The 15,217-nt window shown below is 67.2% G+C and carries 14 protein-coding genes; 9 read left to right on the top strand and 5 right to left on the bottom strand.

The genetic code is table 11. The features are described from left to right. Nucleotides 1–9 precede the first annotated feature (9 nt). Complete coding sequence (locus tag ABEA50_RS12930; RefSeq protein WP_345495551.1) at nt 10–957, bottom strand: LysR family transcriptional regulator; 948 nt, start codon at nt 955–957, stop codon at nt 10–12. A 144-nt stretch (nt 958–1,101) separates the two neighbouring features. Here ABEA50_RS12930 and ABEA50_RS12925 point away from each other — a divergent pair, with 144 nt between their 5' ends. Next, a complete protein-coding gene (locus ABEA50_RS12925; RefSeq protein ID WP_345495549.1) occupies nt 1,102–1,845 on the top strand; it encodes an SDR family oxidoreductase in 744 nt (247 codons plus the stop codon). 196 nt (nt 1,846–2,041) lie between these two features. Here ABEA50_RS12925 and ABEA50_RS12920 read toward each other — a convergent pair whose 3' ends face one another. Beyond that, nucleotides 2,042–2,350 carry an MTH1187 family thiamine-binding protein gene (locus ABEA50_RS12920; protein ID WP_345495548.1) on the bottom strand — a complete coding sequence of 103 codons (309 nt, stop codon included), beginning with the start codon at nt 2,348–2,350 and terminating at the stop codon, nt 2,042–2,044. A 122-nt stretch (nt 2,351–2,472) separates the two neighbouring features. On the opposite strand from ABEA50_RS12920, the gene ABEA50_RS12915 reads away from it, so the two are divergent. The 7 genes from ABEA50_RS12915 (at nt 2,473) to ABEA50_RS12885 (ending at nt 10,611) form a co-directional block, all read left to right on the top strand. After that, nucleotides 2,473–3,468 (top strand): helix-turn-helix transcriptional regulator, encoded by a 996-nt coding sequence (locus tag ABEA50_RS12915; protein WP_345495547.1) that lies wholly within the window; start codon nt 2,473–2,475, stop codon nt 3,466–3,468. Further along, the gene (locus tag ABEA50_RS12910) at nt 3,465–4,451 is read left to right on the top strand and encodes a helix-turn-helix transcriptional regulator (protein ID WP_345495546.1); all 987 of its coding nucleotides are present in this window, start codon (nt 3,465–3,467) and stop codon (nt 4,449–4,451) included. The genes ABEA50_RS12915 and ABEA50_RS12910 overlap by 4 nt, the downstream gene beginning before the upstream one ends. Further along, nucleotides 4,448–5,497: a 2-dehydropantoate 2-reductase gene (locus ABEA50_RS12905; protein ID WP_345495545.1), complete on the top strand. Its 1,050-nt coding sequence runs from the start codon at nt 4,448–4,450 to the stop codon at nt 5,495–5,497. Before ABEA50_RS12910 ends, ABEA50_RS12905 begins: the two co-directional genes overlap by 4 nt. A gap of 68 nt (nt 5,498–5,565) precedes the next feature. Continuing rightward, nucleotides 5,566–5,841, top strand: coding sequence for a Sec-independent protein translocase subunit TatA (tatA, locus tag ABEA50_RS12900; protein ID WP_345495544.1), 276 nt, complete (start codon nt 5,566–5,568; stop codon nt 5,839–5,841). Nucleotides 5,842–5,983: 142 nt separating this feature from the next. Next, entirely contained in the window at nt 5,984–6,937 is a 954-nt protein-coding gene (gene tatC, locus ABEA50_RS12895; protein WP_345495543.1) for a twin-arginine translocase subunit TatC, read from the top strand. A gap of 3 nt (nt 6,938–6,940) precedes the next feature. Next, nucleotides 6,941–9,643 (top strand): DEAD/DEAH box helicase, encoded by a 2,703-nt coding sequence (locus ABEA50_RS12890; protein WP_345495542.1) that lies wholly within the window; start codon nt 6,941–6,943, stop codon nt 9,641–9,643. Nucleotides 9,644–9,783: 140 nt separating this feature from the next. Continuing rightward, nucleotides 9,784–10,611 (top strand): DUF4333 domain-containing protein, encoded by an 828-nt coding sequence (locus ABEA50_RS12885; protein ID WP_345495541.1) that lies wholly within the window; start codon nt 9,784–9,786, stop codon nt 10,609–10,611. A 959-nt stretch (nt 10,612–11,570) separates the two neighbouring features. On the opposite strand, the gene ABEA50_RS12880 is transcribed toward ABEA50_RS12885, so the two are convergent. Beyond that, nucleotides 11,571–12,539, bottom strand: a complete 969-nt coding sequence (locus ABEA50_RS12880; RefSeq protein ID WP_345495540.1) for a 5'-3' exonuclease — start codon at nt 12,537–12,539, stop codon at nt 11,571–11,573. Between the two features lie 84 nt (nt 12,540–12,623). On the opposite strand from ABEA50_RS12880, the gene ABEA50_RS12875 reads away from it, so the two are divergent. Next, entirely contained in the window at nt 12,624–13,751 is a 1,128-nt protein-coding gene (locus tag ABEA50_RS12875; protein ID WP_345495539.1) for a M24 family metallopeptidase, read from the top strand. A gap of 139 nt (nt 13,752–13,890) precedes the next feature. Here ABEA50_RS12875 and ABEA50_RS12870 read toward each other — a convergent pair whose 3' ends face one another. Continuing rightward, entirely contained in the window at nt 13,891–14,559 is a 669-nt protein-coding gene (locus ABEA50_RS12870; protein ID WP_345495538.1) for a GyrI-like domain-containing protein, read from the bottom strand. Nucleotides 14,560–14,607: 48 nt separating this feature from the next. Further along, the gene (locus ABEA50_RS12865; protein WP_345495537.1) at nt 14,608–15,120 is read right to left on the bottom strand and encodes a thioesterase family protein; all 513 of its coding nucleotides are present in this window, start codon (nt 15,118–15,120) and stop codon (nt 14,608–14,610) included. Between the last annotated feature and the right edge of the window lie 97 nt (nt 15,121–15,217).

The raw sequence follows: 15,217 nt of genomic DNA, 5'->3' as shown, positions 1-15,217 counted from the left end.
GCCGCTTCTTCAGGGCGACGAGTGGGCGGCGTCGGTGTCCCGGACGAGGCAGCTCGTCGCGGACGCCAGGAAGCGGGCGATGAGCGGGTCTCGGTCGCCGGCCCGGGTGACGACCACGACTTGGCAGGGCTCGATTCCCGCGACGGGGATGACAGCGAGGTCATCGCGTAGGGCAGGGCGCCGGTCGTCGGCGGGCAGCAGTGCGACGGCGCGGCCGTCGGCGACGACCTCGAGCTTGTCCTCGACCGAATCGACGAGCAGGGGGCCGAGCGGTGCCGGTGCACCATCCGGGCGCGGGTCGAGCCGCCAGAACTCGGTCCAGGCCGCAGCCATACCGGCACAGGCGACGAACGGTTCGTCGGCGAAGTCGTCGGGACCGATGGACTCCTTGCCCGCCAGACGGTGTGTCGCGGGTACGAGCAGAACCCGCGGTTCGTCGTAGAGGACGGTCGTCGTGAGATCATCGCTCGAGATCGGCAGGGGAGTGCGGGCCACCAGCACGTCGACCCGCCCTTCGAGCAAGGCGCGGGCTTCATCCCAATCCAGGTGCCGAGTACGAACGTGCGCGTCGGGATGGCGCCTGCGAAAGTCGCGCACCGCCGGCGTGATGACCAGATCCTCGATGTAGCCGATGGTGATCGTGCGCGCGGGTGCGGCGGCGTGGGCGGCGAGCGTCGCCTGCCTTGCGGTGTACAGCAGTTCCTGTGCTCGCGGCAGGAACGCCGCACCAGCGGCACTGAGGCGGCTGCCCTGGGTGGTGCGTTCGAGCAACCGCACCCCGAGCACGTCCTCCAGCCGCTGGATCTGCCGGCTCAGCGCGGGTTGCGCGACGTGCAATGCCTCGGCCGCCCTGGCGTAGTTCAGATGCTCGGCGACGACGGTGAAATACCGGACCAGCCGAAGATCGAGATCCGATGTGGGCTCGAATGTTCTCGCGCGCAAGGCTTCCTCGGGCATACAGCCACCGTACGCGTTATGCGGCAGCCGCATCACGTGGTGCGAAACAGGTCTTGGACGCCCAGCTCGCACGCCTGTTGACTCGATGGTGTCCGGCGCCGGGACATACACATCACGCAGATTTCAGAGTCGAGAGAGGTCCAGATGGGCAAGTACGCAGGCAAGAAGGTCGTGATCACCGGCGGCAGTAGCGGTTTCGGTTTGACCACGGCGCAGCTGCTGGTGGACGAGGGGGCGCGGGTGTTGATCACCGGGCGGGACAAGGAAAGGTTGGACGCCGCCGCGGCGCAACTCGGCGACCGCGCGATCGCGGTCCGCAGCGACGCGGCGTCGGTCTCGGCGATCGATGCGCTGGCCGATCAGGTGGAAAGCGAGTTCGGCACGGTCGACGCACTGTTCGCCAATGCGGGAGTCACCGGCTTCGCACCGTTCGAGGCGACGAGCGAGCAGTTGTTCGACCAGCTGCTGACCATCAATGCCAAGGGGCCGTACTTCACGGTGCAGAAGCTCGCTCCGCTGCTGGCGGCGGGGAGCGGTGTCGTGCTCACCACGTCGGTGGTGAACGTACTGGGGTTGCCGATGCTCAGCGCGTACGCGGCCAGCAAGGCGGCACTGCGTTCGATGACCCGCAGTCTCGCGCGGGAACTGTTGCCGAAGCGGATTCGGGTCAACGCGGTCAGTCCGGGACCCATCGACACCGGGATCCTGGAGAAGACGCTGCCACCGGAGGCGGCCGAGCAGACGAAGACGGAGATGGCAGCGGAAAACCCGATGGTGCGTCTTGGTGTCCCCGCCGAAATCGCCGCGGCGGTGGTGTTCCTGGCATTCGATGCCACGTATACGACCGGTGCCGAACTTGCCGTGGACGGAGGAGGTTCGCAGCTCTGACGGGTGACCGCCCGTTGCTGTGCGAACACCGCAGGGGTGCCACAGATCGGGCGGCCGATCCCACCGGGTCGGATAGGCAGCCGGGACGGGCAAGTCTCTACCCTGCTCGGACCAAGGACGCCGAACGCGTGCGCGCGGCCCGGTCGAGCGTCGACCGACTGACAGTGTTCCGGTCGGTCGACGCTCGGGGACTCGATCAGCTCTCGGTCGGATGCTCCGCGAGATACCGCTCGACCGTCTCCACCTTGGTGTTCAGCGCGTCGTGGACCCCTGGACGAATGTCGGCTTTCAATACCAGGCTGCACCGTGGGGCCACCGCGACCACGGCGTCGGTCGCCCGCTTCACCACGTCCATCACCTCGTCCCATTCGCCTTCGATCGAGGTGAACATCGCGTCGGTGCGGTTGGGTAGGCCGCTGGCGCGCACGATCCGCACCGCTTCGGCGACCGCGGCGCCGACATCGACGCCGGTACCGAGCGGTGTCACGGAAAAGGCGATGAGCATGGCTGGCTCCTTCGAGGGCGAACGCTGGACATCGGACTCGTCATGGACACATTCGCGGGCGTCACCTGACATATCGCGCGCCGCCGCGCGTGTACCCCTCGGCGGAGATTACCCTCTATCGGGTGGCGATATCGAAGGTCGAGCGGTTGATGAATCTCGTCATCGCGCTGCTGTCGACCCGGCAGTTCCTCACCGCGGAGCGGATCAGGGACAGCGTCGCGGGATACGAGGACTCCGCGAGCGACGAGGCGTTCAGCCGAATGTTCGAGCGGGACAAGGGGGAACTACGCGACCTCGGCATCCCACTGGAGGTCGGTCCGGTCGGGCGATACTCCTCGGTCGAGGGGTATCGGATCAACCGGGACGCCTACGAACTCCCGGAAATCGATCTGACCGACGCGGAGTCCGCGGCGGTCGCGGTCGCCGTGCAGCTGTGGGAATCCCCGGAGCTGGCGGCCGCCGCCGAGGGCGCTCTGCTGAAACTGCGCGCGGCGGGGGTGCAATTGGAGACCGTGGCCGCGGTGGCGTCGGTGCCCGCGGTACCGGCCCGCACCCGAGGGTCGGAATCGGCGCTCGGCAAGCTGCTCGCCGCGATCGACGCGGGTCGCGCGGTGCGGTTCGAGCATCGCGGCGTGATCAACGAGCCGTACCGGATGCGCGACGTCGAACCGTGGGGTGTGGTCACCCGATTCGGACGCTGGTATCTGGTCGGCCACGATCGCGACCGGGACGCGGTCCGCACCTTCCGGCTTTCGCGCATCGGCGACGACGTGACGGCCTACGGACCGGACAACGCGGTACACAAACCCGAGGGCACCGACCTACGCGGGATCGTGGACGCGGTGACCGGCACCGCGCCGGTGAGTGGTTCGGCCACGGTGTGGGTCGCCGAAGGTCGTGGCAGGGAGCTGCGCAGGATCGGCACCGTCGTCGGTGCGCAGAGCATCGGCGGGCGCGCGGGCACCGTCCTGGAGTTGCCGGTGCGGTCCCTGAACTGGCTGGCGCGACTGATCACCGGACTCGGCCCTGACGCGGTGGTCTTCACGCCGCGCGAGCTACGCGACGATGTGATCGAACGCCTACGGTCGGTACTTGATCATACGAGGGTGACCGCATGAGTTCGCGGCTGTCGGTGCGACTTTCCCGGCTGCTCAATATGATTCCGTACTTCATCGCGCATCCGGGGATCAGCGCGGCCGAGGCCGCCGCCGACCTGGGTGTGACCACCAAGCAGTTGATGAGCGACCTGAACCAGTTGTGGATGTGTGGTCTGCCCGGCTATGGGCCCGGTGATCTGATCGACCTCTCGTTCTCCGAGGAGAGCATCGAGGTCACCTTCTCCGCGGGGATCGATCGTCCGCTGCGGTTGACCTCGACGGAGGCGACCGCGCTGCTGGTAGCGCTGCGTTCGATCGTGGATATGCCGGGAATGGTCGACCCGACGGCCGCGCACGCGGCGATCGCGAAGCTGGAATCGGCCATCGCCGGTGGCGGCGGCGCCCCCGAGGCAGCCGAATCGGCGCGAACACCACCGCGCGAAGCGCCCGCGGTGGCCACGGTGCGCGCGGCCTCGGCTCGCAGGCACGCGCTGCGCCTGGTCTATTACTCGGCCAGCCGTGATGTGGTGTCGGAGCGGATCGTCGACCCGATTCGAATCGTCCTGGTGGACAACAACAGTTATCTCGAGGCGTGGTGCCGCCAGGCCGAAGGGGTGCGGCTGTTCCGGTTCGATCGCATCGAGGACGCCACCGAACTCGACCAGCCCGCCCGGCCGCCCAGCCACGCGACGGGGGAGTCCTCGGCGCTCGATCTTTTCCAGGAGGATCCGGCTGTCCCGTTGGCGCGCTTGCTGATTCGCCCCGACTACGGGTGGGTGGTCGATCAGTACCCGATGCATCGGATGGCGGTGCATCCCGACGGCACGCTCGAGGTCAGCATGCGTTTCGCGACCTTGGACTGGATGGCACGCCTGCTGCTCGGGTTCAGTTCCGGTGTCACCGTACTCGGCCCCGCCGAGCTGGTGGCGGCCGTGCGTGAGCGTTCCACCTCGGCGTTGGCCGCCTATGCGGCGGCGGGATATCTGGAGGATCGCTCGCGGTGAGTTCTCGAGTGCTCGTGCTCGGCGCGGGCAGTGTCGGCACCTTCGTCGGCGGACGGTTGGCGGTGGCGGGAGCCGAGGTCACCTTTGTCGGCAGGCCGCGCATCCTCGACGCGATCAGCGAGTCCGGGTTGCGCCTGACCGATCTGGACGGCAAGGACGACACCGTCGCACCGGGGCGCTTCCGGGTGGCGACCGCGCCGGATGATGTCGATTCGGCCGACCTGGTGTTGGTGGCGGTGAAATCCGCCGCGACGGCGGAGGCCGTACGGGAACTGTCGGCGGCGATCCGGCCGGGCACCGTCGTGGTGAGCCTGCAGAACGGGATCGGCAACGACTCGGTGATCAGGGAGATCCTCCCGCACTGCGTGGTCTTGGCCGGGATGGTGATGTTCAATGTCGTGCAACAAGGCCCCGGCCGATTTCATCGGGGCACCGAGGGGTCGGTGGCGGTGACCGACGACCCGGCGCTCGCACCGTTTCTCGACACCTTCGACCGTGCCGAGCTGGGCTTACGACGGCATCGGGACCTGCGCCCCGTACAGTGGGCCAAGCTGCTGCTGAACCTGAACAACCCGATCAACGCACTGTCTGGTCTGCCGTTACGCGCCGAACTGGCCGAACGCGACTATCGGCGTTGCCTGGCGCTGGCGCAGCGCGAGGCGCTGGCGGTCCTGCGCCGCGCGCGCATCGAGACCGCCCGGCTCACCCCGCTGCCACCGCGACTGATGGCGCGCACGCTGACCGTCCCCGACCGGCTCTTCGCGCGGATGGCGGGAAAGGTCCTCGCGATCGACCCGACGGCGCGCTCATCGATGGCCGACGATCTGGCGTTGGGTCGCAAGACGGAGATCATGTGGCTGTGCGGCGAGATCGTCGGACTCGGCGCCATGGTCGGGGTCGCGACGCCGGTGAACGAACGGCTGGTCGAGTTGGTCGTCGCCGCGGAGCAGGGCGGGCGTAGGGACTGGAGCGGCGCGGCGTTGCTGGAACAATTACGACAGGCGGGCGGCCGTGGTGGCGCTGCCGGCGCGCCCATCGGGAGCTGACACCGGAGTTCGCGCACGTCACGGTCCAGGTAGCATCGAAGCCATCACCATTCTTGGGAGGTACAACCATGGGCAGTCTGAGCATCTGGCACTGGCTGATCATCGCGGTCGTGTTCGTGATGTTCTTCGGCGCGAAGCGGTTGCCTGGCGCCGCCCGCAGCCTGGGCCAATCGCTGCGCATCTTCAAGAGCGAGGTTTCGCAGATGCAGAGCGACTCGAAGGACGGCAAGGAAGACAAGAGCGAGGGCGGCGCCGGTGCCCCGGAGCAGGCCAAGCAGTTGCCCGCGACGTCGCAGGTCGACGCGGCGACCGCGCAACCCCAGCAGGAGAAGAAGCTGGCCTGAGCCGGACGCTCATTCCGGGGTGAGGTGCGCCTGGCTCCGGGCAACGGCGCTGTTGAGCGCGGTCTGAGCAGGAGCCGCCGACAGCGCGGTTTCGCACGGCTTTTCACGGCGCGGCACTTCGACCCAGGGACACTCACCAACCATGCGAATCCCGTTCGACCCTCGGCGCAGTAAGCGCAGGACGAACCCCGACGGCACCATGTCGTTCGTCGAGCATCTGCAAGAACTGCGGTACCGGTTGTTGATCGCGATCCTCGCGATCGCCATCACCACGGTGCTCGGTTTCCTGTGGTATTCCCATTCCGTGCTCGGCCTCGAAAGCCTGGGCGATCTCCTGCGCGGGCCGTACTGTTCGTTGCCCGATTCCGCACGCGCGCAACTGAATGCCGACGGGGCCTGCCGTCTGCTGGCCACCGCGCCGTTCGAACAGTTCACCTTGCGCCTCAAGGTCGGTCTCACCGCGGGCATCGTGCTGGCGGCGCCGTTCTGGCTGTATCAGCTGTGGGCGTTCATCACGCCAGCGCTGTATGCCAAGGAACGCAGGTACGCGGTGGGTTTCGTGACCGCGGGCACCGTGCTGTTCGTCACCGGCGCGGTGCTGGCCTACGTGGTGGTCGCGCACGCGTTGAGCTTCCTGCTCACCATCGGCGACAATGTTCAGATCACCGCGCTGAGCGGATCGCAGTACTTCAGCTTCATCATCCAGCTGCTGATCATCTTCGGCGTGAGCTTCGAGACTCCGCTGCTGATCATCGGTTTGAACATGGTCGGCATCCTGAGCTACGCCAAGTTGAAGGCATGGCGGCGCGGAATCACGTTCGGGCTCTTCGTCTTCGCCGCGATCGTCACCCCGCAGGACCCGTTCTCCATGCTGGCCCTTGCCCTGGCCCTCACGGTGCTGTTCGAGGTGGCGATCCAGTTCTCCAGGATCAACGATCTGCGCAGGGCAAGGCGGGAAGCCGCGGCCGAGGCCGAGTTGGCCGACGAGCAGGGCTCGACGCTGGAGCAGCCGGGTCCGATCGAGGACGCCGAGTCGTTGTCGCGGCTGCGCGAGAAATCCGGGCGACCGGTGTCGGACTACTCCGATACGCTCTGAGGCGTGACGTATCCCCGGTCGCAGCAGGGCGAGCTGGCAAAATTCTCCGCTGAACTGAGCTTCGGCCTCGACCCCTTTCAGCGCAACGCCTGTGCGGCTTTGGAAGAAGGCCACAGCGTGCTCGTGTGCGCGCCCACCGGCGCCGGCAAGACCGTGGTCGGCGAGTTCGCCGTGCATCTCGCGCTCGCCGGGGGTGGAAAGTGCTTCTACACCACGCCGATCAAGGCCCTGTCGAACCAGAAGTTCGCCGACCTCACCGAACGCTACGGCCGCGACAGCGTCGGCCTGCTCACCGGCGACCAGTCGATCAATCCCGGCGCGCCCGTGGTGGTGATGACCACCGAGGTGCTGCGCAACATGCTGTACGCGTCCTCGGACACGCTCGCGACGCTGTCGCACGTGGTGATGGACGAGGTGCACTACCTGGCCGACCGGTTCCGCGGCGCGGTCTGGGAGGAAGTGATCCTGCACCTGCCGCCGGACGTCCGGCTGGTGAGCCTCTCGGCGACGGTGAGCAATGCCGAGGAGTTCGGGGCCTGGATGGAGACGGTGCGCGGTGACACCACGGTGGTGGTGGACGAGACGCGACCGGTGCCGCTGTGGCAGCACATCATGGTCGGACGGCGCATGTTCGACCTGTTCGACACCGACTCCACCGACCAGCGGGTCGTCGTCGACGGTGACCTGGTGCGCTTCATCCGGCAGCGCGAAGCCGAGGATCGGATGAACGGCTTCGGCGGTCCTCGGCACGGCCGAGGCGGCCCGCGCCGATTCTTCCGTCCGCTGCCGCGCCCGGAGGTACTGGCCAAGCTGGACGACGAGGGCCTGCTGCCCGCGATCACGTTCATCTTCAGCAGGGCCGGTTGTGACGGCGCGCTCGCGCAGTGCCTGCGTTCCCGGTTGGATCTTTCCCGTCCCGAAGACCGCGAAGAGATCGACCGCATCATCGACAAGCACACCGGCGATCTGCCGAAATCCGATCTGGAGGTGCTCGGGTACTGGGATTGGCGCGAGGCCATGCACCGCGGTATCGCCGCGCACCACGCGGGGATGTTGCCCGCGTTCCGCCACACCGTCGAGGAATTGTTCCTGCGCGGCTATGTGCGCGCGGTATTCGCCACGGAGACACTGGCTTTGGGTATCAATATGCCCGCGCGCACGGTGGTGCTGGAGCGCCTGGTCAAGTTCAACGGCGAATCGCACGCCGAGCTCACACCGGGGGAGTACACCCAGCTGACCGGCCGTGCGGGCCGTCGAGGTATCGACGTCGAGGGGCACGCGGTGGTGCTGTGGCAGCCCGAAGTCGACACCAGTGCGGTGGCGGGCCTCGCTTCGACGCGAACCTTCCCGCTGCGCAGCTCGTTTCGGCCCGGCTACAACATGTCGATCAATCTGATCGACCGCATGGGTGCCGACGAATCACGCGCGCTGCTCGAGCGTTCCTTCGCCCAGTTCCAAGCCGACCGCTCGGTGGTGGGGTTGGTGCGCGGCATCGAACGCAACGAGGCGGCCTTGCGCAAGCTGCGCGGCCAGCTCGGCGGTGAGGACGGCGGCTACCTGGAATACATCGCGCTGCGCGAACGGATCAAGCAGCGGGAGCGCCAGCTGGAACAGAAGGGTCGTTCCGACCGCCGTGGCGCGGCGGTCACCGCGTTGGTGTCGTTGCGTCGCGGTGACGTTGTCGCGATCCCGTCCGGGCGCCGCGCGGGACTCGCGGTGATCCTGGAACCCGATGCGTCACCGGGTGATCCGCGTCCGCTGGTGCTCACCGAGGACAAATGGGCGGGACGGGTGTCGGCGGCCGACTTCCCGGTTCCGGCCGAGACGCTGGGACACATGCGGCTGCCACGGCGAGTGGACCACCGCACCGCGCGGGTGCGCCGCGATTTGGCATCGGCCTTGCGCGACACGGGGATCTCGGCACCGGGTCGGCCGCGCCGAGGTAAGCGCGCACCGGCGGCCGACGATCACGAACTCGCGACCCTGCGGCGCAGTCTGCGCGCGCATCCCGCGCATACCCGACCCGACCGTGAGCAGAAGGCGCGGGTCGGTGAGCGCTACAACCGGGTGCTTCGCGAATCGGAGACGATGCGCCAGAAGGTTGCCGCGACCACGAACTCGTTGGCGCGCACCTTCGATCGGATCGTCGCGCTGCTGACCGAGCGCGGGTTTGTCGAGGACGGTGAGGTGACCGCGGACGGTCGTCGACTGTCCAGGATCTACAGCGAGAGCGATCTGCTCGTCGCGGAATGTCTGCGGCGCGGGTTGTGGCGTGGGCTCGGGCCCGCCGAACTGGCGGGCGTGGTGTCGATCCTGGTGTACGAGTCGAGGCAGGAAGGCGGGTTCCTCGGTGCGAGCGGCCCGACGGCGCCGATTCGACGCGCGGTGGCCTCGACCATCGGGGTATGGGACGACCTGCGCTCCGACGAGGCGAAGCACAAGCTCCCGCCCACAAGGGAACCCGATCTCGGCTTTGTCGACGGCGTGTACAAATGGGCGCGTGGTGACGGGTTGGCCGAATCGTTGCTCGCCAGTGGCGATCAAGGCTCCTTGCTCTCGGCGGGTGATTTCGTTCGGTGGTGCAGGCAGGTGATCGATCTGCTCGACCAGATCCATGGCAGCGCTGACGATCCCGAGGTCGCGGCTACGGCGGCGAAGGCGGTGCGGGCGATCCGACGCGGCGTGGTCGCGGTGGACGCCGCGTAGCCGAACCGACTGTGATTTGATTTCTTCGCGTACCGACCGTGGCGAAAGCTTGCTTTCGCGGGTGGTGAAGGGTCGTGTTCAGCGACCGAGCCCACACGGGGGGCTACCGTGTGTACAACAAATGCGAGTGGAGGCGAGAGATGAGCGGCCCTTTCGGACCGAACGACCCCGGGGAGGGACGCAACGATCCCACCCAGGTGTGGGGCGGGCAGCAACAACAGGGACCGGGTGGCCCCGACCCTACCCAGCAGTGGGGAGGGCAACCGCCGCAGCAGCAGCCGCATACGCCGTCCTCGGCGCAGCCGACGCAGCAGTGGGGTGGTGAGCAGCAGCAACCGCCGCAACAGGGGTGGGGTCAGCCGCAGCCGCCGCAGCAAGGGTGGGGCCAGCCCCAACCGCAGCAAGGTCAGCCGCAGCCACAGTGGGGTCAGCCCGGCCAGCCGCAGCCGGGGCAGCCGCAATGGGGTCAGCCGCAGCCACCGCAGCAGCCGCAGGACTGGCAGCAGGGGCAGCAGGGGCAGCAGGGGCAGGATTGGCAGCAACAGGGCCAGCCGCAGTGGGGTCAGCAGCAGCAACCTCAGCCGCAGTGGGGTCAGCAGCCGGATCAGCAGCAATGGGGCGGCCAGCAGCAGTTACAGCAATCCCAAGGCGGCGGCAAGAGCAAAAAGGGCCTGTTCATCGGGCTCGGTGTGCTCGCTGTCGTGGTCATCGGCGCGATCGTCGCGGTGATCCTGACGCTGACCGCCAAGGACAAGCTGGATCAGGCGGCGGTGCAGGACGGCGTGCAGAAGGTGCTGTCGGAGTCCTATGGCATTCAGGACGTCAATAATGTGTCCTGCCCCGCGGACAAGGAGGTCGCGGTGGACGCGAGCTTCGAATGCACCCTGGACGTGAGCGGCGAGGCCAAGAAGGTGACCATCAAGATCACCAAGGACGACGGCACCTATGAGGTCGGTCGCCCCAACTAACGGTGTGACCGTCGGCGAGCGAGCAGCCCGCTACCTCGCTCGCCAACAGAATGAGCCCTGTCGCGAAAATTATCGTGCGACAGGGTTCTTCTGTGTTTGGGGCCGGCTGGGCAACCGTTGATCGCCACTGGACGTGGATCGGGCTCACGGCAATCGTTCGTCGCGGCAGTGCTCGGGGCCGCTCATGACCGGGTGTCGAACAGTTCGTGCTACTCGATCATCGGCCGTCACTTCCGGTCGGTTGCCGTCCCACACTGTCGATTGTCCCGTGGCATCGCGCAATTGACCTCCGACAAGCGGAGGTTGCGCGTGCGCGGGGCTGATCGGGTGGCGCTGCCGAAGGTGCTGTCGCGCAACCGGTTCCGGGCGTAGCGTGAACGCTGGTCCCGATCTCCTCAGGGTGGACTTCTTTCCGGTGGTGACCGAGCCAGGCGCTCGTTCGCGCCCATGGGTCGATAACCCTGCCGGGAGTAAGCGCGCGAATGGTACGAAAAACACTGTGCGCCAACGATTGGCGTCCGCTATCGACGAGGCTGAGGCAAGGGTCGCGCCGAAGTGGTGTGCTCGCCAACTGTCAGCGTTCGAGGCCCGGTCGGTCGGCCGCCATGCGCGATAATGAGTGTGATGATCGGCCGGTCGGAGGTGCCCGAAGGCGCATGGTGGGCGGTGTCGCGAATGCCCGACGGGACGGACTCGGGTGTTCGACGTGTGGCGAGTTGCCTTGTGTAGCAGTGAGAGTAGTAATCGGAGTGGTTGAGTAGGTGGTGTGGACGTGGGAGCTCGGGCGACCGATGTTGTGATGCGCGCCGGGCCTCCGGATGGTGGGGCTCGAGTTTTCGGTTCGCTCGGGGCGCGGTGATCAGGCGGGTTCGGGGTTGATGGTGTGGGCGCAGGCATCTAGGTAGCCGATGTGTGGACGTACTCTCAGATCGGGCGGGTCTCGGGTGTTCGGTGTGTGATCAGTTGCCTTGTGTGGCGGTGAGCGCGGTGATCAGGCGAGTGATGGGGCTGGTGGCGTTGTACGACTCGGCAAGGGTGTGTAGGCGGGCTGGGTCTGCGGGTGCGCCGGGGAGAGTATCCGGGCGCGACAGGTGGACCTCGGCGTCGCACACGACGCGAACGACCGGTGCCGCTGCGGTCAGATAGTCCGCTGCCGCACGGAGTTTGGCCCGTATGCCCTGAGCGAGGTCGGCGTCGGGGCGGTCGACGGCGGCGCGGAGTTCCTCCAGCGAACCGAATCGGCTTATAAGCATCGCCGCCGACTTGTCGCCGATGCCCGCGACGCCGGGCAGCCCGTCGGAGGCGTCGCCGCGCAGGGTTGCCATATCGGCGTAGGCCCGACCGGCGTTGTCTTGCGGCACACCGTATTTGGCCGCCACCCCGGCTGGGTCGAACAGCTCCGCCTTGGCCAGACCACGGCCCACGTACAGCACCCGAATCGGCGGCGGCGCATCGCGAACCAGTTGCAGCAGGTCGCGATCCCCGCTGACGACGATCGTCTCGTGGGTGCGTTCCGTGGTGGCCAGCGTGCCGAGCACATCGTCGGCCTCCAGTCCGTCGGCGCCGCCGGTGGCGATACCAGCCGCCTCCAGCACCTCGAGGATCATCTCGACCTGCGGGGTCAAGGTGTCGGGTACCTCTTCCGCGCCGGGCCCTGCTTCGGCGCTGGTGTCGAGGCGGTGCGCCTTGTAGGAGGGGACGAGTGCCACTCGAAAGTCCGGCCGCCAGTTCAGGTCGAGGCACACCACCAGCCGCGCGGGTGTGTGTTTGGTGATCAGCGAGGCCACCATGTCGGTGAATCCGCGTAGCGCGTTGACCGGACGCCCGTCGGGGGCGGTGATCTTCTCGGGAATGGCGTGGAAGGCGCGAAACCAGAGGCTGGCCCCGTCGAGCAGCAGCAACGGTCCTTCGGCGGCGGATGCGGTCACGCGGCCGAGATTACCCGCAGGCCCCGACAAATCCCGGGCACGCGGGCTGCACCGCGGTGGACCGCGCCGGGTAACGTCGGTCCCATGAGCGCGCATTCGGATTCGAGGTTCGCGGCGAAGATCTACGGCGACCGGTTGGAGCGTGCGGTCGATCTGATTCGGGCCGCCCACCTGGACGCCTTGTTGATCACCCCCGGTCCCGACCTGCGGTACCTGATCGGCTCGACGGCGGACACGATCGAACGGCTGACCTGCCTGCTGATCCCGGCCGACGGTGCGACGCCGTCGGTGGTGCTCCCCAAACTGGAGCTGGCCTCGCTGGCCGGGTCCGCCGCCGACGAGCTCGGTCTGTCCGTGCTCGACTGGGTCGACGGCACCGACCCCTACGGGATCGTGCGCTCGGCCCTGCACGCCGGTTCGCGTGTCGCGGTCACCGAGAGCATGCCCGCGTTGCACCTGCTGCCATTGGCGGAGCAGTTCTCCGGCCTGCCGGTCTCGGCGACGCCGGTGCTGCGCGAATTGCGGATGATCAAGGACGAGGCCGAGATCGCGGCCCTTCGCCGCGCGGGTTCGGCGATCGACCGCGTGCAGGCCAGGGTGCCGGACTTCCTGCGGGTCGGCCGCACCGAGGCCGAGGTGGGTGCCGATATCGAGGCGGCGATCGTCGAGGAGGGGCACTCCGAGGTCGCGTTCGTGATCGTCGGCAGTGGTCCGCACGGCGCCGACCCGCACCACCGGGTTTCCGATCGCGTGCTCGAGGTGGGTGACGTGGTGGTCATCGATATCGGTGGTCCGGTCGATCCCGGCTATTACTCGGATACGACCCGAACCTACGTGCTCGGCGAACCGTCGGCGCGGATCGCGGCACAGTATGCCGAATTGGAGCGCGCGCAGGCCGCCTCGGTCGCGGCGGTCCGCCCCGGTGTCACCGCGGAGTCGGTGGACGCCGCCGCCCGTAATCCATTGACCGAGGCCGGTTTCGGCTCCGCGTTCATCCACCGCACCGGCCACGGCATCGGCCTGTCGGCGCACGAGGAGCCCTACATCACGGCGGGCAACGAGCTGATCCTGCGTCCCGGCATGGCTTTCAGCATCGAGCCTGGCATCTATTTCCGTGGCGAGTGGGGTGCGCGCATCGAAGACATCGTCGTGGTCACCGAGGACGGCTGCGAGCCGCTGAACCTGCGCCCGCACGGGCTGACGGTGTTGTAGGCCAACAGAGCTCACGGTGTAACGGCGCCCGTCGAGATCGCGCAGGGTCCCGTGGCATCGACACCTTCGACGGCGGGTGATCAGGTGAGCCGATCCGATTTCCTCGCACTGTCCTAGCGTCTTCGGTTGGGGCCGGGAGCTATTCGGTGTGGCTGCCTCGGGACGACTCGCCCGCGTCAGCGCGCTCGTTCACCGGTTGGCGCAGAATGGTTTTGAGCTTCTCCGGCGCCGTCTTTCGCGGATCACCGAGGTAGACCTCGTGATGCGATTGAGTAGGCGTCAGGTTGTTCGCCTCGAGGAAGTTCTGGTGTAGGTCGGCCAGTACCGGCGCCTCGTCGTCGTAGGAGCCGACGTGTAATACCTGCGCGCACAACCCTTCCCGCAGCTGTCGCGGGTAGACGGCGGCGATCGCCTCGTTGCCCTTCTTGCGCAGAGCGGAATCGCGCGCCTCGGTAATTCCATCTGTGGTAATCCATGCTGGTTGACAGATCAGTAGGGTCCACTGCCAGGAATCCTTGTCGCCGTTGCGGAACGCGTCGTAGGTATCTGCCCACCACAGTCCCTCCAGTGGCGCCACCACGAAATCCGAACCTGCGCGCTTGGCGGCGAACTTCAGCGTGTACGCCACCCCGTACAGCGCCTGCACCGCGCGGGCGTATTCCGGTGCGGTATTGGGGTTTCCGGCCCCGTCGATGGCCAGGAACTGCTGTTCGGGAACGTCCAACAGCGCCCACTCGCGGTTCTTGGCTGCGTAGAGTTCGCGCAGCTCCCGCTTGAGGTCGTAGGGGCGCTTCGATTCATCGGGCATCAGTGCCTCCGTCTGTGGGTGACGAGATAGCTCTCAGACCAACGTTGTTCAGCGGCGAATCCCCATCGCGCCGCACACCGGAGCCGCACAGTCGACGGCATCGGTGATCGAGATCTCCCGGTCGATCGGCTCGGCCACGTCGACGGCGAACGGGGTGGTTCTGCGAGTGTCGAGGTCGACGTGGACGGCCACCACCTCGAGCGTGCAGGCTAGTCGCTCGGTAGTGTCGTTGACCAGCAACGCTATCCCGTGCACTACCTTGTCCGACCGCTCGAGATTGCGAAAATGGACCGAAACTCGTTGGCCGACATGAGTTTCGGCGAAGAACTTGATGTGGTGTTCGGCGGTGAAGAAACCATGTCCGCGCGTGGCGCGATAGTCGTCGGTGATGCCGAGCCGCTGGAAGACCGTATCCATCGCGATCAAGCAGAGGTCGTAGTAGTGACGGACGTTCATGTGACCGTTCTCGTCCCTGAACTCCTCGGGGATCACCACCGGGCCGTGCTCGCGAGGTAGCAGGACCACCTGGTGATAGTCGGGGATCAAGGCCGTGCCGGTCATGACTCTCCTGTCGATCTCGGTTCTCTTCGCTTTGCTGGCCGGGCCGCGGCATTCTTCGGTACACGCGCACGCTACCGACTACGGTGGATCGAACCTG

It is taken from the genome of Nocardia callitridis, assembly GCF_039543305.1.
Lineage (GTDB): Bacteria > Actinomycetota > Actinomycetes > Mycobacteriales > Mycobacteriaceae > Nocardia > Nocardia callitridis.
The sequence above is the reverse complement of the archived record's forward strand: the minus strand, read 5'-3'. Positions and strand labels throughout refer to the sequence as shown.